23 protein-coding genes are annotated in these 25,747 nt (G+C 71.1%); 16 read left to right on the top strand and 7 right to left on the bottom strand.

Annotated elements, in window-relative coordinates; genetic code table 11:
- The first annotated feature begins 8 nt into the window (after positions 1 to 8).
- Entirely contained in the window at positions 9 to 1,262 is a 1,254-nt protein-coding gene (locus tag E4F25_RS06235) for a threonine/serine exporter family protein (RefSeq protein WP_140909318.1), read from the top strand.
- Positions 1,263 to 1,332: 70 nt separating this feature from the next.
- On the opposite strand, the gene E4F25_RS06230 is transcribed toward E4F25_RS06235, so the two are convergent.
- A complete protein-coding gene (locus tag E4F25_RS06230) occupies positions 1,333 to 2,931 on the bottom strand; it encodes a sensor histidine kinase (protein WP_140909317.1) in 1,599 nt (532 codons plus the stop codon).
- 91 nt (positions 2,932 to 3,022) lie between these two features.
- On the opposite strand from E4F25_RS06230, the gene sucC reads away from it, so the two are divergent.
- Both sucC and sucD read left to right on the top strand, forming a co-directional pair.
- A complete protein-coding gene (gene sucC, locus E4F25_RS06225) occupies positions 3,023 to 4,192 on the top strand; it encodes an ADP-forming succinate--CoA ligase subunit beta (protein WP_140909316.1) in 1,170 nt (389 codons plus the stop codon).
- Between the two features lie 20 nt (positions 4,193 to 4,212).
- A complete protein-coding gene (gene sucD, locus E4F25_RS06220; RefSeq protein ID WP_140909315.1) occupies positions 4,213 to 5,085 on the top strand; it encodes a succinate--CoA ligase subunit alpha in 873 nt (290 codons plus the stop codon).
- 9 nt (positions 5,086 to 5,094) lie between these two features.
- On the opposite strand, the gene E4F25_RS06215 is transcribed toward sucD, so the two are convergent.
- The 4 genes from E4F25_RS06215 to E4F25_RS06200 are packed head-to-tail and all read right to left on the bottom strand — an operon-like array spanning position 5,095 to position 8,596.
- Complete coding sequence (locus E4F25_RS06215) at positions 5,095 to 6,069, bottom strand: potassium channel beta subunit family protein (RefSeq protein ID WP_140909314.1); 975 nt, start codon at positions 6,067 to 6,069, stop codon at positions 5,095 to 5,097.
- A gap of 44 nt (positions 6,070 to 6,113) precedes the next feature.
- Positions 6,114 to 7,244, bottom strand: coding sequence for a PDZ domain-containing protein (locus tag E4F25_RS06210; RefSeq protein ID WP_140909313.1), 1,131 nt, complete (start codon positions 7,242 to 7,244; stop codon positions 6,114 to 6,116).
- A 22-nt stretch (positions 7,245 to 7,266) separates the two neighbouring features.
- On the bottom strand, positions 7,267 to 7,998 hold the full coding sequence (locus tag E4F25_RS06205) for a hypothetical protein (RefSeq protein ID WP_140909312.1): 732 nt from the start codon (positions 7,996 to 7,998) through the stop codon (positions 7,267 to 7,269).
- Positions 7,991 to 8,596, bottom strand: coding sequence for an RNA polymerase sigma factor (locus E4F25_RS06200; protein ID WP_140909311.1), 606 nt, complete (start codon positions 8,594 to 8,596; stop codon positions 7,991 to 7,993). The genes E4F25_RS06205 and E4F25_RS06200 overlap by 8 nt, the downstream gene beginning before the upstream one ends.
- Before the next feature lie 96 nt (positions 8,597 to 8,692).
- Between E4F25_RS06200 and E4F25_RS06195 the strand changes: the two genes are divergently transcribed.
- The 5 genes from E4F25_RS06195 (at position 8,693) to E4F25_RS06175 (ending at position 13,038) form a co-directional block, all read left to right on the top strand.
- On the top strand, positions 8,693 to 9,622 hold the full coding sequence (locus E4F25_RS06195; protein ID WP_140909310.1) for an SPFH domain-containing protein: 930 nt from the start codon (positions 8,693 to 8,695) through the stop codon (positions 9,620 to 9,622).
- Positions 9,623 to 9,625: 3 nt separating this feature from the next.
- On the top strand, positions 9,626 to 10,057 hold the full coding sequence (locus E4F25_RS06190; protein ID WP_140909309.1) for an NfeD family protein: 432 nt from the start codon (positions 9,626 to 9,628) through the stop codon (positions 10,055 to 10,057).
- Positions 10,058 to 10,158: 101 nt separating this feature from the next.
- Positions 10,159 to 11,280, top strand: coding sequence for a glycine cleavage system aminomethyltransferase GcvT (gene gcvT, locus E4F25_RS06185; protein ID WP_140910353.1), 1,122 nt, complete (start codon positions 10,159 to 10,161; stop codon positions 11,278 to 11,280).
- 55 nt (positions 11,281 to 11,335) lie between these two features.
- Positions 11,336 to 11,728, top strand: coding sequence for a glycine cleavage system protein GcvH (gene gcvH, locus E4F25_RS06180; RefSeq protein ID WP_140909308.1), 393 nt, complete (start codon positions 11,336 to 11,338; stop codon positions 11,726 to 11,728).
- Positions 11,729 to 12,474: 746 nt separating this feature from the next.
- Positions 12,475 to 13,038: a histone gene (locus tag E4F25_RS06175; protein ID WP_140909307.1), complete on the top strand. Its 564-nt coding sequence runs from the start codon at positions 12,475 to 12,477 to the stop codon at positions 13,036 to 13,038.
- An 88-nt stretch (positions 13,039 to 13,126) separates the two neighbouring features.
- Here the strand turns inward: E4F25_RS06175 and E4F25_RS06170 are convergent, their stop codons facing one another.
- Positions 13,127 to 14,515 (bottom strand): serine hydrolase domain-containing protein, encoded by a 1,389-nt coding sequence (locus E4F25_RS06170; RefSeq protein WP_246069794.1) that lies wholly within the window; start codon positions 14,513 to 14,515, stop codon positions 13,127 to 13,129.
- An 82-nt stretch (positions 14,516 to 14,597) separates the two neighbouring features.
- Between E4F25_RS06170 and E4F25_RS06165 the strand changes: the two genes are divergently transcribed.
- The 6 genes from E4F25_RS06165 (at position 14,598) to E4F25_RS06140 (ending at position 20,479) form a co-directional block, all read left to right on the top strand.
- Positions 14,598 to 15,194, top strand: a complete 597-nt coding sequence (locus E4F25_RS06165; protein ID WP_140909306.1) for a LemA family protein — start codon at positions 14,598 to 14,600, stop codon at positions 15,192 to 15,194.
- 68 nt (positions 15,195 to 15,262) lie between these two features.
- Complete coding sequence (locus tag E4F25_RS06160) at positions 15,263 to 17,086, top strand: M48 family metallopeptidase (RefSeq protein WP_246069791.1); 1,824 nt, start codon at positions 15,263 to 15,265, stop codon at positions 17,084 to 17,086.
- Complete coding sequence (locus E4F25_RS06155) at positions 17,083 to 18,375, top strand: NTP/NDP exchange transporter (RefSeq protein ID WP_140909304.1); 1,293 nt, start codon at positions 17,083 to 17,085, stop codon at positions 18,373 to 18,375. Before E4F25_RS06160 ends, E4F25_RS06155 begins: the two co-directional genes overlap by 4 nt.
- Before the next feature lie 47 nt (positions 18,376 to 18,422).
- Positions 18,423 to 19,004 (top strand): RNA polymerase sigma factor, encoded by a 582-nt coding sequence (locus E4F25_RS06150; protein WP_407062826.1) that lies wholly within the window; start codon positions 18,423 to 18,425, stop codon positions 19,002 to 19,004.
- Positions 19,001 to 19,543: a hypothetical protein gene (locus E4F25_RS06145; RefSeq protein WP_140909302.1), complete on the top strand. Its 543-nt coding sequence runs from the start codon at positions 19,001 to 19,003 to the stop codon at positions 19,541 to 19,543. The genes E4F25_RS06150 and E4F25_RS06145 overlap by 4 nt, the downstream gene beginning before the upstream one ends.
- Positions 19,544 to 19,570: 27 nt before the next feature.
- Positions 19,571 to 20,479, top strand: coding sequence for a DUF4097 family beta strand repeat-containing protein (locus E4F25_RS06140; protein WP_140909301.1), 909 nt, complete (start codon positions 19,571 to 19,573; stop codon positions 20,477 to 20,479).
- A gap of 156 nt (positions 20,480 to 20,635) precedes the next feature.
- Here E4F25_RS06140 and E4F25_RS06135 read toward each other — a convergent pair whose 3' ends face one another.
- On the bottom strand, positions 20,636 to 23,098 hold the full coding sequence (locus tag E4F25_RS06135) for an acyl-CoA dehydrogenase (RefSeq protein ID WP_140909300.1): 2,463 nt from the start codon (positions 23,096 to 23,098) through the stop codon (positions 20,636 to 20,638).
- A gap of 171 nt (positions 23,099 to 23,269) precedes the next feature.
- Here E4F25_RS06135 and E4F25_RS06130 point away from each other — a divergent pair, with 171 nt between their 5' ends.
- Positions 23,270 to 23,842 carry a TetR/AcrR family transcriptional regulator gene (locus E4F25_RS06130; protein WP_246069789.1) on the top strand — a complete coding sequence of 191 codons (573 nt, stop codon included), beginning with the start codon at positions 23,270 to 23,272 and terminating at the stop codon, positions 23,840 to 23,842.
- A 43-nt stretch (positions 23,843 to 23,885) separates the two neighbouring features.
- A complete protein-coding gene (locus E4F25_RS06125; protein ID WP_246069787.1) occupies positions 23,886 to 25,691 on the top strand; it encodes a phosphoenolpyruvate carboxykinase (GTP) in 1,806 nt (601 codons plus the stop codon).
- The last annotated feature ends 56 nt before the right edge of the window (positions 25,692 to 25,747 follow it).

The following is a 25,747-nucleotide window of genomic DNA, read 5'->3' as shown; positions in this document are numbered from 1 at the left end:
TTCCCGGCATGTCCGCGCCGACCCTGCCCACCGCCGTCGAAGACTACGCCGCGCGCGTCGCGTTCGTGGTCGAGCTCGCCGAACACCTGCACGCCTATGGAACCACCGCGCAGCGCCTCGAGGGCGCGGTCGTCGCGGTCGCCGACGAGCTCGGCCTGGAGTGCGAGCCCATGGTCCACCCGACCGGCATGGTGCTGAGCTTCAGCGACCCGAAGCGCCCGGTCGGCCTGAGCGACATCACCCGCGTGATCCGGGCCCACCAGGGCGACACCGACCTGTCCAAGCTGAGCGCGGCCGACCGCATCGCCGCCGAGGTCGGTTCGGGTCGCCTCGGCATCGCCGACGGCCACGCCGCGCTGCGCGCGCTCGAGCGGCCGCCGACGACCCGCGCCAAGCTGCTCGGCATCCTGGTGTTCGGCCTGGCGGCGGCCTCGATCGCGACCATGTGGCGGCTGCCCTGGTTGGACATCGCCACCGCCGGCGTGGCCGGCCTGCTGATCGGCCTGCTCGACTACGCCTCGCGCGGGTTCCCGCAGATGCGCGAGGCCGGCGACGCCCTGGCCGGCATGATCGCCGCGGCGGTGACGACCCTGGTGGCCGCCTTCGTGGCGCCGCTCAACCTCAACACCGTGATCATTTCCGCGCTGATCGTGCTGGTCCCCGGCATGAGCCTGACCAACGCGGTCAACGAGCTCGCCAGCCAGCACCTGGTGGCCGGGACCTCGCGTTTCGCCGGGGCGATGGCGACGCTGATGAAGCTGACCGTCGGCGGCGCGGTGGCGCTCGGCATCGCCAACTTCGCCGGGATCGAGCCCCAGGTGCGCGCGCTGCGGCCGCAGCCCGGAGCGGTGGAGTGGGTCGGCGTACTGGCGGCCGCGTGCTCGTTCGCGCTGCTGTTCCGCACCCGGCTGCGCGATTACCCGGTGGTGATCCTGGCCGCGGTGGCGGGCTACTCGATCACCCGCTTCGGCGGGCAGGCCTGGGGCGGGCCCGCGGGCATCTTCCTGTCGGCGCTGCTGCTGACCGCCGGCGGCAACGTCTACGCGCGCCTGGCCGGGCGCCCGGGCGCACTGGTGCGGGTGCCGGGCATCCTGATGATGGTGCCCGGCAGCGCCAGCCTGCGCGGGGTGATGACGCTGATCCAGCAGCAGGACGCGGCGGTCGGCGAATCGGCCGCGTTGGGGGTGCTCAACATCCTGCTGGCGCTGATCGCCGGCCTGCTGTTCGGCAACCTGCTGCTGCCGCCGCGGCGGAACCTGTAGGAGCGGCGCTCGCGCCGCGACATCGCGCTGCGACATCGCCGCGGTCGCGGCGCTAGCGCCGCTCCTACAGTCAGGCCGGCAGCAGCGAGTTGGCCGCGGGCAGCCCGATCCGGAAGCAGGTACCCGGGCCGTCCTCGCGCGCCAGGCACTCCAGCGTCGCCTCGTTGGCGCGGCACAGCTCCTGCGCGATGTACAGGCCGAGCCCGGTGCCGTGCTCGGACGTGGTGAAGAACGGGCGGAACAGCCTGTCGCGGACCTCCTCGCGGATGCCCGGGCCGCGGTCGCAGACGTCCACGACCGGACGCCCGTCCACGGCATGGACGCGGATCTCGACCAGCGCCGGGTCGCCCGGCAGGTGCCCGTGCGCGAGCGCGTTCTGCAGCAGCACCGTGACCACCTGTTGCAGGTGCCGCGGGTCCACCAGCGCGCTCTCGTCGTCCGCCTGCACGGAGATGGTGCCGGATTCGGGCGGCAGCACGTGGCGGAAGTCCGCCACCACCCGCTGCAGGAACAGCGGCAGGTCGATCAGTTCGGCGCGGGCGCTCTCGCGCCGGGCGAGGCCGAGCACGCTCTCGACGATGCCGTTGGTGCGCTGGCACTGGTCGTGGATGATCTGCAGCAGGCGCTGGTCGGCGGTGCTGATCTCGTCGGACTCCTGCAACAGCTGGGTGGCGTAGTTGATCGCCGCCAGCGGGTTGCGGATCTCGTGCGCCAGGCCGGCGGAGAAGCGGCCGAGCGTGGCCAGGGTCATGGATTCGGCGCGGCGCGAGACCAGCGCGCTGTCGTCCAGGAACACGAGCGTGGTGTCGCCATGCGCCAGCAACTTGGCGAAGCGCGGCAGCACCTCGGCGTGGTCCGGGCCGAGCTGGAGCGGCGCATCCTCGGCCACTTCGCCGGCCAGCCAGGCGCACAGCCGCTGGTGCAGGGCGGGGGCGCTCGTGGCCAGGTCGCGGGCCGGGTCGAGCTCGCCGAGCAGCCCCATCGCCGCTTCGTTGGCCAGCCGGATCGTGCCCTTGCCGTCCACCACCAGCACCCCGGTACGCATGCGCCGGATGATCAGTTCATTGATCGCGGCCAGGTCGGCGACCTGGCCGCCACGGCGCTCCGCCAGCGCCTGGCTCTCGCGGATCTGCCTGCCCAGCAGGTAGCTGAGCATGGCGATGGACAGGAAGCTCACCGCGAACATCACCGGCTCGGCCATCGGGCGCCCGAGCGCGGGACCGGAGAGCCTGGCCCACACGAACTCGCCGATCATCGCCACGCCGGCCAGGGCGCCACCCGCCAGGCCCAGGCGCAGCGGCAGCAGCAGCGCCGCCGCGGCGACGTTGAACACCAGCATCAGCGCGATCCCCGATGCCGCGGCGGGCAGCGCGTGGATCGCCAGGGTGGCGGCGACGATGTCCACCACCACCCCCACCAGGGCCGGCCAGCGCAGGCGCGAGGCCCGCAGCGTCCAGGCCAGCAGCACCACCGCGACCACCAGGTAGGCGATGGCGGTGGCCTTGCCCAGCAGCGGATGGGCCGGGGCCCCGATCAGGGTCCGCGCCGGCCCGAACAGCATCAGCGACAGCAGGCCGGCTTCCAGGACCCGGTACAGGCCGTAGAAATACAGGTCGTGGTGCTGCGCCTCGGCGATGCCGGGGCTGGGTGGCTGGCTGCGCTTGGGCATGGGGCTCCCCGGGGACGGGGGCAACCCTAGCACCCGGGGGCGTACAATGGGCGGCTCAGTTCCGCATTCACCCCTCCACGCTGGACGATCGATGAACTTCCACGAATACCAGGCCAAGCAACTGTTCGCCGACTACGGCATCGCCGTTCCCCCCGGGCGCGTCGCCCGCACCCCCGAAGAGGCGGTGGACGCCGCCAAGACCATCGGCGGCGACTTCTGGGTGGTCAAGGCGCAGATCCACGCCGGCGGCCGCGGCAAGGCGGGCGGCGTCAAGCTGGCGCGCAGCCTGGACGAGGTCCGCGAGTACGCCAAGGGCATGCTCGGGACGAGGATGGAGACCTACCAGTCCGCCGGCGTCGCGCTGCCGATCGACAGCGTGCTGGTGACCCAGGCCACGGACATCGCCCAGGAGCTCTACCTGTCGGTGCTGGTGGACCGCTCCAGCAAGGCCGTCACCTTCATCGCCTCCAGCGAGGGCGGCGTCGAGATCGAGAAGACCGCCGAGGAGAACCCGGACGCGATCAAGACCCTGCACGTGAACTACGTCCAGGGCCTGCAGCCGTACCAGTGCCGCGAGATGGGCTTCGCCCTGGGGTTGAGCGCGAAGCAGGTCAACCAGCTGACCAAGATCATGCTCGGGCTGTTCAAGCTGTTCCACGAGAAGGACCTGGCGCTGGTCGAGCTCAACCCGCTCGCCATCCTCAAGTCCGGCGACCTGGCCGTGCTCGACGGCAAGGTCAACTCCGACGACAACGCCACCTTCCGCCATCCCGACCTGGCCGCCATGCGCGACATCCGCCAGGAGGACGAGACCGAGGTGCGCGCCAGCCAGTACGACCTCAACTACGTGACCATGGACGGCAACATCGGCTGCATGGTCAACGGCGCCGGCCTGGCGATGGCGACCATGGACGTGATCAAGCTGGAGGGCGGCGAGCCCGCCAACTTCCTCGACGTCGGCGGCGGCGCCAACAAGGAGCGCGTGACCGAGGCGTTCAAGCTGATCCTGTCGAGCGACAAGGTGAAGGCGATCTTCGTCAACATCTTCGGCGGCATCGTCCGCTGCGACATGATCGCCGAGGGCATCATCGCGGCGGTGAAGGAAGTGGGCGTCGAGGTGCCGGTGGTCGTGCGCCTCGAGGGCACCAACGTCGAGGCCGGCAAGGCCCTGCTGAAGAATTCCGGGCTGGCGATCATCCCCGCCGACGACATCAACGACGGTGCGAAGAAGGCTGTCCAGGCCGTCAAGCAAGCCGCCTGAGCAAAGGAACAGACACCTCCATGAGCGTTTTGGTCAACAAGAACACCAAGGTCATCGTCCAGGGCTTCACCGGCACCCAAGGCACCTTCCACGCCGAGCAGATGATCGAGTACGGCACCCGGGTCGTCGGCGGCGTGACCCCGGGCAAGGGCGGCACCGAGCACCTCGGCCTGCCCGTGTTCAACACCGTCGCCGACGCGGTCGAGGAGACCGGCGCCGACGCCTCGGTCATCTACGTGCCGCCGGCCTACGCCGCCGACGCGATCCTCGAGGCCGCCGATGCCGGCATCAAGGTGATCGTCGCGATCACCGAGGGCATCCCGGTGCTCGACATGCTGCGGGTCAAGAACACCCTGGCCGGCTACGAGGACGTGGTCCTGGTCGGGCCGAACTGCCCGGGCATCATCACCCCGGGCGAGTGCAAGATCGGGATCATGCCGGGCCACATCCACATGCCGGGCAAGGTCGCGATCGTGTCGCGCTCGGGCACGCTGACCTACGAGGCCGTGAAGCAGACCACCGACGCGGGCCTCGGCCAGTCCACCGTGATCGGGATCGGCGGCGACCCGATCAACGGCCTCAACTTCATCGACTGCCTGAAGCTGTTCGAGGCGGACGAGCAGACCAAGGGCATCATCATGGTCGGCGAGATCGGCGGCTCCGCCGAGGAAGAGGCGGCCGAGTACATCGCCGAGCACGTGACCAAGCCGGTGGTCGGCTTCATCGCCGGCGCGTCCGCGCCGAAGGGCAAGCGCATGGGCCACGCCGGCGCGATCGCCTCGGGCGGCGCGGGCACCGCGGAGGGCAAGTTCGCCGCGATGGAGAAGGCCGGCGTCACCACCGTGAAGTCGCCCGGCGACCTGGGCGCGGCGATCGCGAAGCGGCTGGGGTAGAGCGCGCCGCTACGACGCGGTAGAAGCCTCCACCTTTCCCCACGCCGCGTCGTCGAGCTTGCCGGCGACCTCCAGCGCCTCCAGGTTCTGCACCAGCTGCTCCGCGCGCGAGGCGCCCAGCATCACCGTGGACACGTTCGGGTTGCGCAGGCACCAGGCGATCGCCAGCGGTGCCGGCGCGACCCCGAGTTCCTTCGCCACGTTGGTGAAGCGGCGCGCGCGCTCGATGCGGCGCTCCTTCGGGTCGCCGACCACCATCTTCTGCAGCCAGCCGAATCCCTCCCGCGCGAGCCGGCCTTCCTGCTGCACGCCGCTGTTGTACTTGCCGGTGAGCAGCCCGGAGGCGAGCGGCGACCAGATGGTGGTGCCCATGCCGTACTCGGCGTAGAGCGGCGCGTACTCGACCTCGACCCGCTCGCGGTGCAGCAGGTTGTACTGCGGCTGCTCCATCGTCGGCGGCTGCAGGTTGCGCAGGCGCGCGATCTTGTGCGCCTCGCGGATCTGGTCGGCCGACCATTCGGACGTGCCCCAGTACAGCACCTTGCCCTGCTGCACCAGGCCGTCCATCGCGCGCACCGTCTCCTCGATCGGGGTCTCCGGATCGGGGCGGTGGCAGAAGTACAGGTCGAGGTAGTCCACGCGCAGCCGCCGCAGCGCGTCGTGGCAGGCGTCCACCACGTGCTTGCGCGACAGGCCGCGCTGCGTCGGCCGCGGATCCTTGGCGGCGCCGAAGAACACCTTGCTCGACACGCAGAAGCCATCGCGTGGCAGGCGCAGGTCGGCGATGACGTCGCCCATCACCCGCTCGGCCTCGCCGTTGGCGTAGCCCTCGGCGTTGTCGAAGAAGTTGATGCCGTGGTCCCAGGCCGCCGCGATCATCTCGCGCGCCGCGCCGCGCCCGACCTGGTTGCCGAAGGTCACCCACGCGCCGAAGGACAGCGCAGAGAGCTGCAGGCCGGAGGATCCGAGGCGGCGGTATTGCATGCGGTGGCTCCGAGTGTGGTCCGAGCCATGGTACGCAATCGCGCTCAGGAGACCGCGGGAGGCGGCGGGGGCGGGGCGGGGGGCGCCGGCGGCGCTGGCGGCGCGGCGCCCGGTGCCTTCGGCGACGCTGGCGGGGCCGGGGGTGCGGGTGGGGGTGGCGGCAGCGGGATCGCCACCGGCTCGGGCACCGTCACCACGGTCGCGCCCGCGCGCCGCTCGCGCAGGTAGCCGACGTCCACCTTGTCGCCGCTGTCGCGGCCGCGCAGCGCGTCCATCACCTCGCGCGGGGTGGACACCGGCTTGCCGTCCACGCTGCGGATGACGTCGCCCGCGCGCAGCCCGCCGAGCCCGGGGCCGGTGCCGAGCACCAGCACGCCCTTGTCGGTGCCGAAGTACTTGCCGAGGTCGGCGTCGAGCGACGCCAGGTTCAGCCCGTTCCAGCGCAGCGCTTCGGAGATCACCGGGAAGGCGCACGGGGTTCCGGCGGCGCATTCGCTGCCCGGTGACAGGCGGATGATCTCGCGCCGGATCTCGGGCGCGATGGCGGCGTGGCGGGCGGCCGCGGCCCGCGCCAGCTCGGCGTGGGCGCGCGCGGCCTCGGTCTCGGCGCGCAGGCGGATCACGTCGAAGCCGCCGGCCTTGTCCACGTCGAAGAACAGCACGCGCTCGCCCGGGCGCGGCGCCAGCGACACCGTGGCTTCGCGGCCGTCGCGCAGGTAGCGCAGGCTGACCTTCGAACCTTCGTCGTGCTTGCCGATCGCTTCGCGCGCGGCTTCCAGGCGCGCTTCCGGATCGCTGCCGGCCAGGCGCTTTCCGTCCACCGCGACGATGCGGTCGCCGCTCTTCAGGCCGGCCTCGGCGGCCGCGCCGCCGGGGGTGACCGCGGCGATGCGCACGCCGCCCGCGGGGTCACTGCCCAGCACCACCCCGATCACCGGCTTGCGCAGCAGGCGGTGCTGCAGCTCCATCGCGTGCCGGTCGCTGGCGTAGCGGCTGGCGAGTTCGGCGTACTGCTTCGCCGCGGCGTCCAGGCGTGCGCGCGCCGCGTCGAGCTGCTGCTGTTCCGCGGCGCTCGGTGTCTTCGGGGATGCGGACTGTGCGAACGCGGGGGCGGCGATGCCGACGGCCAGTGCCAGCGCGAGGGCGGCGAAGCGGGGGGGGTTGCGGTTGTTCATGCGTGTCTCCTCGGGGGTTCGTTCAATCGACGCTGGCCAGCCACGCGTCGCCGTGGCCCTGGACGGCGAGCAGTCGCTGCGTGCTCACGAAGCCGGCGGCCTGGCGCAGCGTGTCCACGCGCGCGTGCCACAGCGCTTCGCGTTCGTCGGGCGCTAGGCCGGGGTCGGCGAGCAGGGTGTCGATCCCGGCCAGGCGCGCGTCGAACGCATCGGCGAGCAGCACCGCGCCGGCGCTGCCGACGCTGTCGTCGCGGGCCAGTGCGAGCAGGGTTTCGAGGTGCGCCGACTCCTGCTGCAGCGGCGCCAGGGCGTTTTCCGGCGTGGTCGTTGCGATCGTCGTCGTGTCGCGGGACGGATCCGCCGTCGTGGCGATCTGCGTCGCCGTCGCCGCCGGGCGCGTGGCCGGCGACGCGACGGGATCGTCGTCGATGGCAGCGGTGGCCGGATCGGGTGTTGCGTCGGGCGTCGCGGGCGCGGAACCGGCGGGTTGCGATGCCACGGGCTGACCGGGCGCCGCGACCGGCGATGCCGGGGTCGGCGCCGGCGGCCGCAGCCCGGCCCACAGACCGACCGCCAGCAGCAGGCCGGCCGCGGCGGCGAGACCGACCCAGGCCGGCAGGCGCGCGCGCCGGCGGGCGTCCAGTTGCCGCGCCACGCGCTGCCAGCCGTCGCGCGGCGGCATCTCCGCCGGCAGCGCGGCGAAGGCTTCGCCCCAGGTGCCGGGGGCGGAAGGCGGGGTGCGGATGTCAGCCATGGGCGGCCTCCGGAATGCATGCGGCCTGTTCGACAGGCGTTTCCAGCAGCGCGCGCAGGCGGCGCCCGCCGCGCGCGACCTGCGACTTGGAGAAGCTCGGCGTGCGCTCCATCAGCGCCGCGATCTCCTCGTGGGTGTAGCCCTCGGCGTGGTACAGCCAGAGCACGCTGCGGGTCGCCGCGGGCAGCGCGGCGAGCGCGCGCTGCAACGCAGCCGCGTCCGCCGCCGCCGCGGGAGGCGGCGAGACGTCGTCCACCAGCAGCGCATCGTCCGGCAGCGCGTGCGCGAGCCGGTCGCCGCGACGCAGGCGCATCAGCGCCTCGTTGACCGCCACCCGGCGCAGCCACCCCCAGAACGGGGCGCCGTCCACGGCGCGGTAGTCGCCGATGCGGGAGAACAGTTTGAGCATGGTGTCCTGCAGCACGTCGGAGGCCTCGTCGCGGTCGCCGCAGATGCGCAGCGCCAGGGTGAATACCGGTCGCTCGAACCAGCGGTAGAGCTGTTCGAACGCCGCCCGCTCGCCGGCCCGCGCCCGCGCCAGCAGCGCGGCGGGAACGTCGATGGCGAAGGCCGAGGCTGGCGGGGTCGTGACTGGCATTCGATGGCTAGGATGCGCCAAGGGCGCGAAGGGTCGCAGCGCGGGATATGATCGGGGTCGCGGCGCGAGCGCCGCTCCTACAAAGGGGAAGATCGGATGTTTGGAACGCTGCTTGCCGTCGTCCTGCTCGTCGCGGGCATCATCGTCCTGTTCAAGACCGTGCGCATGGTGCCGCAGGGCTACGAATGGACCGTGGAGGCCTTCGGCCGCTACACCCACACCATGAAGCCGGGTCTGCACTTCCTGGTCCCCGTCTACCAGGACGTCGGCCGCAAGATCAACATGATGGAGCAGGTGATGGACGTCCCCAGCCAGGACGTGATCACCCGCGACAACGCCGTGGTGAAGGTGGACGGCGTGGTCTACTTCCAGGTGCTCGACGCCGCCAAGGCCGCCTACGAGGTGGCCCAGCTCGAGATCGCGATCCTCAACCTGGTGATGACCAACATCCGCACGTCGATCGGCTCGATGGACCTGGACGAGTCGCTGTCGCGGCGCGACGAGATCAACGCCAAGGTGCTCGAGGCCGTGGACCAGGCGACCCACCCGTGGGGGGTCAAGGTCAACCGCATCGAACTCAAGGACATTGCCCCGCCGCGCGACCTGGTCGAGGCGATGGCCCGCCAGATGAAGGCCGAGCGCGAGAAGCGCGCCAACATCCTCGAGGCCGAGGGCTTCCGCCAGGCCGCGATCCTCAAGGCGGAGGGCGAGAAGCAGTCCACCATCCTCGAGGCCGAGGGCGAGCGCGAGGCGGCGTTCCGCGAAGCCGAGGCCCGCGAGCGCCTGGCCGAGGCCGAGGCCAGGGCGACGCAGGTGGTCTCGGACGCGATCTCCGGCGGCAGCGTGCAGGCGATCAACTACTTCGTGGCGCAGAAGTACATCGAGGCGTTCAAGGCGCTGGCCGAGGCGCCGAACCAGAAGTTCGTGATGATGCCGATGGAGTCGGCCGGCGTGATCGGCTCGCTGGGCGGCATCGCCGAGCTGGCGAAGGAAGCGCTGGAGCTGCCGCGCAAGACGGGGGGCTGAGGCATGCGTTGGGACGTATTCGCCTGGGCGGTGCTGGCGTTGCTGCTGTTCGCGGCCGAGACGATGGCGCCCGGTGCCTTCATGTTGTGGCTGGCGTTCGCCGCGACCGCGGTGTTCTTCATCGTGCTGGTGTTCCCCGACCTGCCCCTGCTGGCGCAGGCGGCCGCCTTCGTGGTGCTCGGTTTCGTCTCCATCCAGGTCTACCGGCGCTGGTTCCGCAGGCGCGAGAAGCCCAGCGACCAGCCCGCGCTGAACCAGCGCGCGGCGGCACTGGTGGGGCAGGTGGTGCCACTGCAGGCCGCGATCGTGCAGGGCCGCGGCCGGGTGCAGATCGCCGACGCCTACTGGACCGTGCTCGGCCCCGACCTCCCCGCCGGCACCCGCGTCCGCATCACCGGCGCCGACGGCATGCAACTCCACGTCGAACCCGCCTGATTCTTCCTTCTCCCCGCCCGCGGGGAGAAGGTGGCGCGTAGCGCCGGATGACGGGCAAGCTCTTCGGCGATAATCGAAGACCCCCACCCGAGAGCCATGCCATGACCCGCAAGACCGTCCTCAACGATGCCCACCGCGCGCTCGGCGCCAGGATGGTGGACTTCGGCGGCTGGGACATGCCGCTGCACTACGGCTCGCAGGTGGAGGAGCACCACCAGGTGCGCCGCGACGCCGGCATGTTCGACGTCTCGCACATGACCGTGGTGGACCTGCACGGCGCGCGCACGCGCGAGTTCCTCCGCCACCTGCTGGCCAACTCGGTGGACAAGCTGCAGAAGCCGGGCAAGGCGCTGTACAGCTGCATGCTCGACGAGCGCGGCGGCGTCATCGACGACCTGATCGTCTATCTGATGCCTTCCGAAGGCGGCGACGACTTCTTCCGCCTGGTGGTCAACGCCGCCACCCGCGACAAGGACCTGGCCTGGATCACCCGGCAGGCGGCGCCGTTCGGGGTCGAAGTGCGCGAGCGCGACGACTTCGCCATGATCGCGGTGCAGGGCCCGACCGCGCGCGAGCGCGTGGCCGGCCTGCTCGACGCGGCCGGCGCCGAGGCCGCTGGCAAGCTCGGCCGCTTCGCCGCAATCGACGTGCGGACCAAGGACGGCGCGCCCCTGTTCCTCGCGCGTACCGGCTACACCGGCGAGGACGGCTTCGAGGCGGTGGTGCCGACGGAGCACGCGGTAGCGCTGTGGGACGCGTTGCTGGCAGCGGGGGTCAAGCCCGCCGGACTGGGCGCGCGCGACACCCTGCGCCTGGAGGCCGGGCTCAACCTGTACGGCCAGGACATGGACGAGTCGGTGACCCCGTACGAAGCGGCGCTCGGCTGGACCGTGGCGCTCGACGAGGGCCGCGACTTCATCGGCCGCGAGGTGCTCGAGCGGCAGAAGGCCGAGGGCAACGCGCGCCAGATGATCGGCCTGGTGATGGACGAGAAGGGCGTGCTGCGGCACGGCCAGCGCGTGATCACCGCGCACGGCGACGGCGAGATCCTGTCCGGCACCTTCTCGCCGACGCTGGGCAAGGCGATCGCGTTCGCGCGCGTCCCGGCCGGCGACATCGCGCCCGGCGCCGACGCCGGCGTGCGGGTGGACATCCGCGGCCGCGAGGTGCCGGTGCGGGTAGTGAAATTCCCGTTCGTGCGCGAAGGCAAGCCGCAGGTCTAAACTAGCCACCACCCGCAGATTCCCGGTCCAGACGACCCCCCATCCGGAGCCCAAGATGAGCGAGATTCCCGGCGACCTGAAGTTCAACAAGTCCCACGAGTGGGCCCGCGTCGAAGGCGACGGCAAGGTGACCGTCGGCATCTCCGACCATGCGCAGGAACTGCTCGGCGACCTGGTCTACGTCGAGCTGCCGAACGTCGGCGACCGGATCGAGGCCGGCAACGCCTGCGCCGTGGTCGAGTCGGTGAAGGCCGCGTCCGACGTGTACGCCCCGGTCACCGGTACCGTGGTCGAGGTCAACGCCGCGCTCGCCGACAAGCCGGAGACGATCAACGAGGATGCCTACGGCGACGGCTGGCTGTTCGTGCTCGAGGTCGAGGATGCCGAGCAGCTCAACGAGATGCTCGATCCCGACGCGTACGCCGAGCTGCTCGAGGAAGACGACTGACGTTCCCCGCGCACCGCGAACACGCATCCGACCGGCCGCCTCGCGCGGCCGGTTTGCGTTGCGGGGGAGGGGCGCGAAGTTTGCGCACTTTGCCCTTCCGGGGGTGCTGCGGCGCGGCAAGCGCGCACCCCGGGTGAACGAGGCGTCCACGCCGTCGCGGCGCCCGCACGCGACCCGTTGCACGCGTCGCGGACACCCGTGCCGCGCACGCGTCGCATGTCGCGCGTGCAGCGCGCGCTGTCGCAAAACATGCGTAAAACACGGGGTTTTTTGCAATGTCGCCACGCGTGCGGTCGTGCGTGCGACGACGACGCGCATGTCGTGGCGCGCCCGACGCGCGTGACGCGCCCGGCCCGGGACGGTCGCGGCGCCGCCGCCGCCCCGGGATTTTTTTCTCCGGGGTTGTTGACAGCCGAAAAAACCGTGATTAGGTTTCGCCCAGCAGACGCGACCTGCAGAAGCGAGTGAGTACAGCAACGCGGACAACAGGCGACACAACACGGACTTCCGCCCTGACGGTCACCAAGGTGGACGCGGGCAGCGTCTCCTCCGAGAAAGCGTCCATCGCACCAGACACCACGACCTGCATCGCCTGGCGATGCGGGTTTTTTGTTGCCGCGAAGGCAACCCCGAATCCGTTCCGGCGCGCCCCGCGCGTCGGCGGTTGGTCGCGGGTCCGACTCCCGCGACGCTGCTTTGCCCTGGGCTGCAGTACCCGTAAGTCAAACTGACGAGGAGCCACTCTCATGGCCATGAAGAAAGCTGCGAAGAAGTCCGCCAAGAAGGCGACGAAGCGTACCGCCCGCAAACCGGCGGCCAAGAAGGCCGCGCGCAAGACCGCCGCCAAGCGCCGTCCGGCGAAGAAGGCAGCGGCCAAGAAGACCGCGCGCAAGACCACCCGGAAGACCACCGCGAAGAAGGCGGCGAAGAAGACCACCCGCAAGACCGCGGCGAAGCGTCGTCCGGCGAAGAAGGCAGCGGCCAAGAAGACCGCGCGCAAGTCCACCCGCAAGACCGCCCGCAAGTCGACGGCCAAGAAGTCGACCCGCAAGACGGCGGCCAAGCGGCGCCCGGCCAAGAAGGCGGCGAAGAAGACCGCCCGCAAGTCGACCGCTCGCAAGTCGACGGCCAAGAAGTCGACCCGCAAGGCCGCGGCCAAGCGCCGTCCGGCCAAGAAGGCGGCGGCCAAGAAGACCGCGCGCAAGTCGACGGCGAAGAAGTCGACCCGCAAGGCAGCGGCCAAGCGCCGTCCGGCCAAGCGCAAGGCGGCCCCGGTCGCCATGCCCGCGGCCCCGGCGCCGATGATGTAAGAACAAGAAAAAACCCGATCTACCGCAATCGGACTCCCCCTTGCGCCCAGGCGAGGGGGAGTTTTTTATTGCCTGCCGGGTCGGGCCCTCAGCGCGGCTTCGCGCGCGAGGTCGACGCGTCGGTGCCCGAGTCGTTCTCGCGGGCCTCGCGCCGGCTGGCATAGAGCAGCTCGACGTCCGCCTCGTCCACGTCCAGCCAGTCGCCGCTGAAGCCGAGCGCGCTGTCGAGGATGGTCGGCATCAGCCCGCTGGGCACGCGGCTCGTGCTGTTCCACAGCACCACCACGCCCAGGTCGAGCTCGGGCACCAGCGCGATCGATCCGCGGTAACCCTGCACCGCGCCGCCGTGGTAGACCACGCGGTGGCCGGCGTAGTCGTAGACGCGCCAGCCGATGCCGTAGCCGGCATCGCGCAGCCGCTCGCGGCGCCAGCGCGCGCCGCGCGTTTCCGACGGCGTCGCCACCACCGGCGCGTGCAGCGTGGCCAGCAGCGGCAGCGGGATCACGTCGGTGCGGTGGCCGGTCTGCGCCAGCAGCCACTGCGCCATGTCGGTGACGCTGGCATTGACGCCGGCAGCGGGAGCGACCCGGTAGTAGGTCGGCTGCGGCGCGGACAGCGACACCCAGCCGCCCCGGCCGCGCACGTGCGGCCGCGCCCAGCTCGGGCTGCTGGTGATGCCGTCGAGGCCGTAGCTGGCGTCGTCCATGCCCAATGGCTTGAAGATGCGGCGCGCCACGGTCTCGCTGAAGAAGCTGCCGGTGGCGCCGAACACGACGTCGCCAACCAGGCTGAAGGCGACGTTCTGGTAGGCGTAGCACTCGCCGGGCGCGCACACCATCGGTGCGTCGGAGAGCTTGTGCACCAGGCTGCGGTAGTCCAGGCCGCTCTCGACGAAGCCGTCGTAGGCGTTGTGGGTCAGGCCGACGCGGTGGCTGAGCACCTCGGCCACGGTGAGCCGCTGGGCCGCGCCCGGGCGCGAGAACTGCAGCCCCGGCATGTAGTCGGCGACGTGGCTGTCCCAGCGCAGCGCGCCCTCGGACACCAGCATGCCGGTGACGGTGCCGGCGAACGCCTTCGACAGCGAGGCCAGCCGGAACACGGTGTGCGGGCCGACGCCTTCGCCGGTGTCCACGTCGGTGGTGCCGTAGCCGCGCGCGGTGAGCACGCGGCCGTCCTTGACGATCGCCAGCGCGAGGCCGGGGACGCGGCCGTCGGACACCATCGCCTGCGCCATCGCCTCGAAGCGGGCGACATCGAACGCCTCGGCGACCGGACGGGTCTCGCTCGGGATCTCGACCCGGCTGACCTGGTCCTCGGCCACGGGCGGCCGGGCCACCGGTGTGGTGACCACGGTAGGCAGCGGCATCGCCGACTCGACCGGGGGCGGGTTCTGTGCGGTGGAACCCAGGGCCAGCGGCAACAGCACCGCAAGCATGGCGAGTCTCGGCGAGCGCCAGCGTTGCGGGTTGTCTTTCATCGGCCGGAACCCCTGCGTATGCTGCGCTCTCGTCCCGATCATAACGGCTGTGCGGGACTTTGCATGAACAAGGGGAACTACGATGGGTAGCTTGCTGATTCTGCTGGTAATCGTGGTCGTGGCCGCGTTTTTCGCGGTCGGCCTGTACAACGGCCTGGTGGGCGCCCGCAACGCCTTCCGCAATGCCTTCGCCCAGATCGACGTCCAGCTCCAGCGGCGCTTCGACCTGATCCCCAACCTGGTGGAGACCGCCAAGGCCTACATGCAGCACGAGCGCGAGACCCTGGAGGCGGTGATCTCCGCCCGCAGCGCCGCGATGGCGGGGCTGGCCGCGGCCAAGGGCAAGCCCGGCGATGCGGCCGCCATGGCCGAGCTCTCGCAGGGCCAGGGGCTGCTCGAGGGTGCCCTGGGGCGGCTGATGATGGTGGCCGAGGCCTATCCGGACCTGAAGGCCAACACCACCATGATGCAACTCTCCGAGGAGCTGACCTCGACCGAGAACCGGGTGGCGTTCGCGCGCCAGGCCTACAACGACGCGGTGATGGCCTACAACAACAAGCGCGAGATGTTCCCCTCGAGCATCGTCGCGGGGATGTTCAACTTCGCGCCGGCGGCGCAGCTCGAGATCCCGGCCGAGCAGCAGGCGCAGGTGCGGGCGGCGCCCAAGGTGCAGTTCTGAACTTCTTCGAGCGCCAGGCTGCGGCCAGGCGCGCGTCCACGCGCCTGCTGCTGCTGTTCGGGCTGGCGGTGCTGGGGATCGTCGCCGCGGTGGACGTGGCGGTGTACCTGGTGGCCGGCCCGCAGGCGCTGGTGGCCGCGACCCTGCTGACGCTGGCCCTGATCGGGCTGTCTTCGCTGTTCCGCATCGCCGCGCTGCGCAGCGGCGGCGGCGAGTCGGTGGCGCTGCAGATGGGCGGCACCCCGGTGCCGGAGGACACCGCCGACTTCAACCTGCGGCGCCTGCGCAACGTGGTCGAGGAGATCGCGATCGCCTCCGGGGTGCCGGTGCCGCGGATCTTCGTGCTCGAGCACGAGGCCGGGATCAACGCCTTCGCCGCCGGCTACGCGCCGGCCGACGCGGTGATCGCGGTGACCCGCGGCGCGCTCGACCGGCTCAACCGCGACGAGCTGCAGGGCGTGATCGCGCACGAGTTCGCGCACGTGCTCAACGGCGACATGCGCCTGAACATCCGCCTGATCGGGGTGCTGTTCGGGATCATGGTGCTGGCGATCATCGGCCGCAAGGTGCTGCTGTACGGCGGCCGCAGCCGCGACCGCGGCGCCGCGGCGGTGCTGATGGCGGCGCTGGTGGCCATGCTGATCGGCTACGTCGGGCTGTTCTTCGGGCGCATGATCAAGGCAGGTGTCAGCCGCACGCGCGAATCGCTGGCCGATGCCAGCGCGGTGCAGTTCACCCGGCAGACGCGCGGGCTGGCCGGCGCGCTGAAGAAGATCGGCGGGCTCGACGAAGGCTCGCGCATGGCCGATCGCAGCCAGGCGGAGGAAGTGAGCCACATGCTGTTCGGCGACGGGCTCGGGCTGGCCGGGCTGTTCGCCACCCACCCGCCGCTGGTGAAGCGCATCCAGGCGCTGGAGCCCGGCTTCCGCGCCGAACAGCTCGAGCAGCTGCGCGCGCGCTGGCGCGTGGCGCCGCCGGTCGGCCTCGACGAGGACCTGCAGCTGGGCCTGGTGGAACATGGCGGGGAGCAGGGCGGCGGCATGCTGCCCGCGGCCGCCAGCGAGGTCACCGTCACCCCGCCGATGGTCGCCGCCCAGATCGCGAGCCCGGGTGCCGACGACTACCGGCGCGCCGACGCGATCGCGGCGCGCATTCCGGAGGCGCTGCGCACGCTCGCCCGCGGCCGCGACACGGTCATGCCCTTGCTGCTCGGCCTGCTGCTGGGCGAGGGCGAGCGCCTGCGCAGCAACCAGCTCATGGAGATCGGCGCGCGCCTGGGCGATCCGGTGGCGGCGGCCGCCGAGCGCTACAGCGTGGGTCCGCTGCAGGGCCTGCACCCGATCCTGCGCCTGCCGCTGGCGGCATTGGCGTTCCCGGTGCTGCGGCTGCGCCCGCGGCCCGAACTGGACGCGTTCCTCGACACCGTGCACGCCGTGGTCCATGCCGACGGCGAGGTCTCGCTGTTCGAGTACTGCCTGGGCAAGCTGCTGCAGGTGCAGGTGCGCGACTCGCTCGAGCCCGGGCGCAATCCCGGCTTCGGCCGCCGCAAGCTGCCGCAGGTCGGCAGCGAGGTGGCGACGCTGCTGTGCGTGGTCGCGCGCATGGGCCACGCCGACCCGGCCGAGGCCCAACGCGCCTACCTGGCCGGCATGGCGCAGGTGCTGCCGCGGACGCACCTGCCGTACCTGGAGCGCGCCGAGGGCGTGCGCGCGCTGGACGCCGTGTGGGACGCCCTGGAGGCCCTCGACCCGCTGGCCCGCCAGGCGCTGGTGGAAGGCATCACCGCCACCATCTCGCACGACGACCGCGTGACCGTGGCCGAGGCCGAGCTGCTGCGCACCATCTGCGGCGTCCTGCGCTGCCCGCTGCCCCCGATGCTCGAAACCGCATGACCCACGCCACCCCCGCCGGCCGCGTGCACTCGCGCGAAGTGCCCGCCGTCGCCATCTCGTTCGCCTACTTCTTCTGCGTGCTGGCCGCGTACTACGTGATGCGGCCCGTGCGCGAGCAGCTCGCCGCCGCGGTCGGGTCGACCCAGCTGCCGTGGTTCTTCGGCGCCACCTTCGTGGCCACGCTGCTGCTGACGCCGCTGTTCGCATGGCTGGCGGCGCGCTTCCCGCGGCGGGTGCTGGTGCCGCTGGTGAACCTGTTCTTCATCGCCTGCCTGCTCGGCTTCGTGCCGCTGTTCGGCAACCAGGGCCTGCTCAGCCCGCGTGCGCTGGGGATCCTCTTCTTCGTCTGGGTGAGCGTGTTCAACCTGTTCGTGGTGTCGGTGTTCTGGAGCTTCATGTCCGACATCTGGGACGAGCGCCAGGCACGGCGCCTGTTCCCGATCATCGGCCTCGGCGGCACCGCCGGCGCGATCGCCGGGCCGGCGCTGACGCGCAGCCTGGTCGGGGTGATCGGAGTGGCGCCGCTGCTGGTGGTGTCGGCGCTGCTGCTGGGGCTGGCGCTGCTGTGCGTGGCGTGGCTCGGGCACTGGTCGCGCCTGCACGGCGCACGCCGCACGGTCGCGGACGAGGCCGCGATCGGCGGCGGCATGTTCGACGGCCTGCGCCAGGTGTTCGGGCATCCGTTCATGCGTTCGATGGCGCTGCTGATGCTGCTCGGCGACGCCATCGGCACGGTCAACTACGCGCTGGTCACCGACTACTCCGGCGCGACCTACCACGATGCGGTCTCGCGCACGCGCTTCGCCGCCAACATCGACCTGGCCACCAACATCCTGCAGGTCGTGGTCCAGCTGACGCTCACGCGCTGGATGCTGGTGCGCTACGGCGCGGCCGCGCCGATCGCCACCTGGGCCGGGGCCACGGTGCTGGTGCTGGTGCTGGTGATGCTCACCCCGGCGATCGGCCTGGGCGGCATCATGTTGCCGACGGTCGCGATCGCGCTGATCGTCAGCCGCGGCCTGTCCTACGGAATGCAAAGCCCGGCGCGCGAGAGCTTGTTTACCTTCGTGCCGCGCTCGCTCCGCTACAAGGGCAAGAACGCGGTGGACACCGCGGTCTGGCGCTTCGGCGACGTGGTCGTGGCCAGCAGCATGAACCTGCTGCGCTCGGTCGGCATGGCCACAGGCGGCTTTGCCGCGCTCGGCGCGGTGGCCGCCGCCGCCTCCGGCTGGATCGGTTTCCGGCTGGCGCGGCGGGTGGAAGGCCCCGGGCCCGCGCCCGGCGGCTAAACCTTCCGGCGGCCGCGGGCATCGGAGTGGGTATGCTCGCCGTCACCGTGACCGACACGTTCCCTCCTGCGCAGGACGCGACCGCCGCGACCCCGGCCGATGTCGACCGTGCGCTGGCCAGGTCCGCGGCGGCCGGCGACACCGGCGCGTTCGAGGCCCTGTACCGCCGCCACGCACCGCGCGTGCACGGCGTGGTCTCGCGCCTGGTCGGATACGACCGCGCGCGGGCCGAGGACCTCGCCCAGGAGACCTTCGTCCGCGCCTGGCAGGCGCTGCCGGCCTACCGCTTCGAGAGCGCGTTCTCGACCTGGCTGCACCGTTTGGCGGTGAACACCGCGCTGATGGACCTGCGCGCGCGCCGCAGCCGCGTGCAGGCCGATGGCGACGAAGCACTGGAGTTCGTCGGCGGCCCCGATTCCGCCGGCCACGGCACCGCGTTGGGCCTGGACCTGGAGCGCGCGGTGGCGACGCTGCCGCCGCGGGCGCGCGCGGTGCTCGTGCTGTACGACGTCGAGGGCTGGAAGCACGAGGAGATCGCCGAGGCGCTGGGGATGGCGGTCGGCAGCTCGAAGGCGCAACTGCATCGCGCGCGCAGCCTGCTGCGCGAGCGACTGGAGGCACACGCATGAACCACGACAACGAACACTGTGGCACCCCGATGGACGACGGCACGATCGACGACGGCACCATCGACGCGACCCTGCGCCTGCAACTGCGCGGCCTGCGCCGCGACATCCCGCCGGCGACCGACCTGTGGCCCGGGATCGCGGCGCGCATCGCGGCACCGTCCGCGGCCAGCCGTCATCCACGCACGCAGCGCTACGCGCCCTGGGCGCTGGCGGCATCGCTGGTGCTCGCGCTGGGCGTCGCCTGGAAGATGCAACCCCCGCCCGCGCCCGCCGGCACCGTGCCGTCGACCCGAGCCCGACTGCTCGCGGGCGAGGCCGATGCCATGGCCCGCGAATACCAGGCGGCGCTGCTCGAGGTGCAGGCCGGCCGCACGCTGCCGCCGCCCGCGGCCGTGCCGGTGCTGGAGGAACTCGACCGCAGCGCGCTGCAGATCCGCGACGCGCTGGAGGAGGCGCCCGGCGCCCGCTACCTGCTCGACCGCCTGCGCCGGACCTACGCCACCCGCCTGGAACTCACCCGCCGGCTTCCGCTCGGCTGACCCCCATTGCTTGACCGGAGAACCCACATGCAGCGTTCCATCCAGCTCCTCACCCTCGCCCTGTGCACCGCGCTGGCCAGCGTGCCGCTGTTCGCGGCGACGCCGATCGACGAGACGCGGCCGCTGGACGCGCGCGGCAGCGTCTCCGTGGACAACCTCAAGGGCCGCATCCAGGTGCGCGCCTGGGACCGCAACGAAGTGCAGATCACCGGCAGCCTCGGCGATGGCGTCGAGAAACTGGTGGTCGAAGGCAACGGCCGCCACCTCGACATCAAGGTGCAGTACCCCAGGCAGATCGGCGCCTGGCGCAGCGACCGCACCGGACCGACCGACCTGCGCCTGATGGTGCCGCTGCAGGCCAGCCTCGAGATCGAGTCGGTCTCGGCCGACGTGGACGTGGACGGCGTGGCCCCGGGCGAGCTGGAGATCGACACCGTCAGCGGCAATGTCACCGTTGCCGCGGCCCCGGGCAGCGCCAGGGTGGAGAGCGTGAGCGGCGACCTGCGGCTGACGCTCAATACCGGCAAGGCGCATTCGGAATCGGTGAGCGGCGATATCCGCCTCACCGGCCGCCTGGACGGCGAGGTGCATGCCGAGACCGTCTCCGGCGACATCCACGTGGACAGCCGCGGCGAGCGCCTGCGGCGCGTGTCCACGGGCACGGTCTCCGGCGATGCCGACCTGCGCGTGGCGCTGGCGCAGGGTGCGCAGGTCCGGTCCGAGTCGGTCAGCGGCGACATCACCCTGCGGGTGCCCAAGGACACCTCGGCGCGGTTCCGCGGCGAAACCTTCAGCGGCGACCTGCGCGCGCCGGGCGCCAAAGTGCAGCGCGAGGAGTTCGGCCCCGGCGCCAGCGTCGAGGCCCGCTACGGCAGCGGCTCCGCGGAGATCCGGATGGAGTCGTTCTCCGGCGATGCAGAGCTGATCCTGGAGTAGGAGCCGCCACGGCGGCGAGCTCTTCCGGCGGCGGCGCGTGCGGCAGGGAATGCTTGCCCCTCATCCGCCCCTGCGGGGCACCTTCTCCCCGCGAGCGGGGAGAAGGGACGACCGCGGGGCACCGTGTCCGAGCGGCGCGGGGAGAAGGGACGGCCGTCAGGTCGCCTGGCGTAGCTGGTCCTCGTAGTACGGGGCGCCGCGCAGCTTCCAGGGCGCGAAGTCGTCCACGGTGATCGCGTCCAGGGTCATCTCGCGCAGTTCCTCGAGTTGCGCGCGCTCGGCCTCGGTGATCCAGCCCTCGCGCACGCCCTCGTCGAGCTGCGCCGGGAACTCCAGCGCCTCGATGTCGCTGTGCTTGAGCGCCTTCAGGAACTTGCGCTCCACCGGCTCGGCCAGCACCACCTTGGGCAGGTAGCTGTCGATGCGCCCGGCCGGGTTGTTCGGGCCCGGGGTCAGGAACACGCCCTTCGCCAGGCGCGCGCGCGCCTCGGACGGCGTCATCAGGATTGCGGCGGCACGCCGGCTCAGGCGGTCGCCCGGCGGCTGCGCGCGGCGGCCCAGCGGGAACACCAGCAGCCACAGCAGCCAGCCGATCGGACGGATCGGGAAGTTGCGCAGCGCGCCGGACAGCGCGGTCTCGATCTTGTTGACCGAGTCGTGCAGCGCCCAGGCCAGCAGCGGCCGCTCGCCCTCCTGGCAGCCCTCGTCGTGGAAGCGTTTGAGCAGGGCGCTGCTGATGTAGAGCTGGCTGAGCACGTCGCCCAGGCGCCCGGACAGCGACTCCTTGAACTTGAGCTTGCCGCCCAGGGTCAGCATCGCGGTGTCGGCCATCACCGCGAGTGTGGCGGAATAGCGGTCCAGCTTGCGGAAGAAGCGGCGGGTGTAGTCGTCGCCGGGCGCCTTGCCGACCTTGGCGAAGGTGAGCCCGTACCAGAACGCGCGAACCGCGTTGGAGATGGCCGCGCCGATGTGCTCGAACAGGTAGCGGTCGAACTCGTCCAGGCGCTGCTTCGGATCCTCCAGCTGCGCCGCCTTCATTTCCTTCAGCACCCACGGATGGCACAGGATCGCGCCCTGCCCGAAGATCATCAGCGAGCGGGTCATGATGTTGGCGCCCTCGACCGTGATGCTGATCGGGGTCGCCTGCCAGCCGCGGCCGAGGTAGTTGCGCGGGCCGAGGATGATGCCCTTGCCGCCGTGGACGTCCATGGCGTCCTTGACCACTTCGCGGCCCATCTCGGTGCAGTGGTACTTGGAGATGGTGGACGGCACCGCCGGGTTCTCGCCGCGCGACACCGCGGCGGCGGTGGCCTGCGACAGCGCGCTGATCGCATAGGCGTTGCCGGCGATCCGCGCCAGCGCCTCCTGCACGCCCTCGAAGCGGCCGACGGACAGCCCGAACTGCTTGCGGATGCGCGCGTAGGCGCCGGTCACCACCGCGGCCATCTTGGCGCCGCCGCTGGCGGTGGAGGGCAGGGTGATCGAACGGCCGATGGACAGGCACTCCATCAGCATCTGCCAGCCCTTGCCGGCGTAGTCCTCGCCGCCGATCAGCTGCGACAGCGGCACGAAGACGTCGCGCCCGTGGATCGGCCCGTTCTGGAACGGGGTGTTGAGCGGGAAGTGGCGGCGGCCGATCTCCAGCCCCGGGGTGTCGTGCGGGACCAGCGCCAGCGAGATGCCGATGTCCTTGCGGTCGCCGAGCAGCCCGTCGGGGTCGTACATGCGGAAGGCTACGCCGATCAGCGTCGCCACCGGCGCCAGGGTGATGTAGCGCTTGTTGAGCGTGAGCCGGATGCCCAGCACCTGGGCACCGTTCCACTCGCCCATGCAGACGATGCCGTAGTCCGGGATCGAGGTCGCGTCCGAGCCGGCGAACGGCCCGGTCAGCGCGAAGCATGGCACTTCGCGGCCGTCGGCCAGGCGCGGCAGGTAGTGCGCCTTCTGCTCGTCGGTGCCGTAGTGCATCAGCAGTTCCGCCGGGCCCAGCGAGTTGGGCACGCCCACGGTCGAGCTGACCGTCGAGGAGATCGAGGCCAGCTTCTGGATGACCTTGTGGTTCATCAGCGCGGAGAAGCCGAGGCCGCCGTACTCCTTCGGGATGTTCAGGCCGAAGAACTTCTCGCGCTTGATGAACTCCCACAGCTCGGGAGGCAGGTCGGCGCGGACGTGGGTGATGTCCCAGTCGTCCACCCGCTTGCACAGTTCCTCGACCGGGCCGTCGAGGTAGGCCTGTTCCTCCGCGGTGAGCTCGGGCTTCGGCTGCGACAGCAGCACGTCCCAGTCGGGCATGCCCGAGAACAGTTCGCCCTCGAACCCGACCGTGCCCGATTCCAGTGCGGTGCGCTCGGTCTCGCTGAGCGGGGGCAGGATGCGGGTGTAGAAGCGGAGCAGCGGAGCGGTGAGGAGCGGCTTGCGGATCGCCGGGATCAGCAGCGGCAGCGCCACCAGCGCGAGCAGGACCGCGGCGACGGTGGTCGCGGTGGCATTCGCGCCGAACAGCCAGCAGGCCACCAGCCCCACGCCGGCCATGGCCACCCAGGTGGCCAGGCGCATGCGGTGGTAGGCCGCGAACAGGCCCGTGAGGACGACAAGTAAGAACGGCACAACGATGCTCATTTGCGCTCCGAGTACCATACGGTATGGTATGGATGTTGGCACGACGGCTGGTCGCTGGCAACTGTATCCGGTGTGGGAGCGCGCCTTGCGCGCGATCGCGGCCCAAGGGCCGCTCCCACAGTGGGGTTGCGCGTACTATTGAGGCTTATGCCGTATGGAACAGCCACCGCCATGAAGGGTTCCGAGCGCTCCGGCCGCCTGAGCGCGGAGGATTGGGCGCAGGCCGCGCTCGAACTGATCGCCGAGCAGGGCGTGGCCGCGGTGGCGGTCGAGCCGCTGGCACGGCGGCTGGGGGTGACCAAGGGGTCGTTCTACTGGCACTTCCCCTCGCGCGAGGCGCTGCTCGTGGCCGCGCTGGAGCGCTGGGAGCAGTTCGAGCAGGAAGAGGTGTTCGGCCAGCTCGAGGCGATCCCGGACCCGGGGCAGCGGCTGCGTTCGCTGTTCACCCTGGTCGCGCACGAGGCGCGCTCGCACATCGTCTACAGCGAGCTGCTGAAGGCGCTGGACCATCCGGCGGTGCGTCCGGTGATCGAGCGGGTGTCCGCGCGGCGCCTGGAGTACCTCACCGCGTCGTTCCGCCAGGCCGGGCTCAACCGCAGCGATGCCCAGCACCGCGCGCGCCTGGCCTATGCCGCGTATGTCGGCTTCCTGCAGCTCAACCTGCAGCTGCAGCAGCCGCGCCTGCAACACGACGAGTTCGAGGCCTATGTCGAGCACATGATGGCCACCCTCATCCCTTCCTGACGTATCCCTCTTTTCCTACTTGTCCTACTTGCCGGAGATGCACGTGAACGCACGCACCAAGGACTTGCCCGCCAGCCCGCCAGCCACCACCGGCGAGGGCAGCACCTTGCGGGCGCTCAACGACTGGGTCGCCGAAGTCGCGAAGCTGACCCGCCCGGACGCGATCCACTGGTGCGACGGCAGCGACGCGGAGAATGCGAAGCTCATCGCCCGGATGGAAGCCGACGGCACCCTGGTCCGGCTCAACGAACAGACCCATCCGCAAAGCTGGCTGCACCGCTCCGACCCGCAGGACGTCGCCCGCGTCGAGCACCTGACCCTGGTGTGCACGCCGGAGAAGGACGACGCCGGCCCGAACAACCACTGGATGGCCCCGGAGGAAGCGCACGCGAAGATCGACGCGCTGTTCGACGGCTGCATGCAGGGGCGCACGATGTACGTGATCCCGTACTGCATGGGCCCGATCGATTCGCCGCTGTCGCGTTGCGGCGTGGAGATCACCGACTCGCCGTACGTGGTCGCCAACATGCGGATCATGACCCGCATGGGCGCGCCGGCGCTGAAGCGCATCGAGCGCGAAGGCAGCTTCGTCAAGGGCCTGCATTCGGTCGGCGAGCTCGACCCCGATCGCCGCTGGATCATGCACTTCCCCGAGGAGCTGACGATCAAGTCCTACGGCTCCGGCTACGGCGGCAACGCGCTGCTGGGCAAGAAGTGCCACGCGCTGCGCATCGCCTCGCACCAGGCGCGCAAGGAAGGCTGGCTGGCCGAGCACATGCTGATCCTGGGCGTGGAGAACCCGCAGGGCGACACGCACTACATCGCCGCCGCGTTCCCGTCCGCCTGCGGCAAGACCAACCTGGCGATGCTGATCCCGCCGGAGGGCTACCGCGAAGCCGGCTGGAAGATCTGGACGGTCGGCGACGACATCTGCTGGATGCGCCCCGGCGACGACGGCCGCCTGTACGCGATCAACCCCGAGGCCGGGTTCTTCGGCGTGGCCCCGGGCACCTCGAAGAAGTCGAACCCGAACGCGCTGGCCTCGATCCAGTCGCACACCATCTTCACCAACGTCGGCGTGACCGCCGACAACCAGCCGTGGTGGGAAGGCATCGACAACGGACTGGAGCCGGCCATCGACTGGCGCGGCGAACCGTACGAGCCCTCGGTGCGCCCGGCCGCGCACCCGAACTCCCGCTTCACCGTGTCCGCGAAGCGCTGCCCCAGCTACTCGCCGATGGCCGAGGATCCGCAGGGCGTGCCGATCAGCGCGATCGTGTTCGGCGGCCGCCGCGCGTCGCTGGTGCCGCTGGTGTTCGAGGCCCGCGACTGGACCCACGGCGTGCTGGTCGGCGCCTCGATGGGCTCGGAGACCACCGCCGCGGCGACCGGCGCAGTCGGCGTGATGCGTCGCGACCCGATGGCGATGAAGCCGTTCTGCGGCTACAACTTCGCCGACTACTTCGCGCACTGGCTGTCGTTCGACAAGCCGGGCGCGAAGCTGCCGAAGGTCTTCCACGTCAACTGGTTCCGCAAGGGCAGCGACGGCAAGTTCCTGTGGCCGGGCTTCGGCGACAACCTGCGCGTGCTCGAATGGATGATCAAGCGCGCCGAGGGCCAGGCCGAGGCGGTGGAGACGCCGATCGGCAACCTGCCGCGCGAGGAGGACCTCGACCTGCGAGGGATCTCCCTGGGGGACGAAGCGCGCAGCGTGCTGTTCGGATTCGATCGCGATGGCTGGCGCGAGGAGTTCGCCGGGATCGGCGAATACCTCGCCGGTTATGGCGAGCGCATGCCGCGCGCGCTGCAGGAGGAACAGCAGCGGATCGCCGCAGAATTGGCGTCTTGATCGAAAAGGCGATGTAACGTCGAGCACCCAGGGGGGCCGGAAGGGGCCCCCTTTTC

It is taken from the genome of Cognatiluteimonas lumbrici (genome assembly GCF_006476065.1).
Taxonomy (GTDB): Bacteria; Pseudomonadota; Gammaproteobacteria; order Xanthomonadales; family Xanthomonadaceae; genus Cognatiluteimonas; species Cognatiluteimonas lumbrici.
This window is presented reverse-complemented; position numbering and strand designations above follow the sequence as displayed.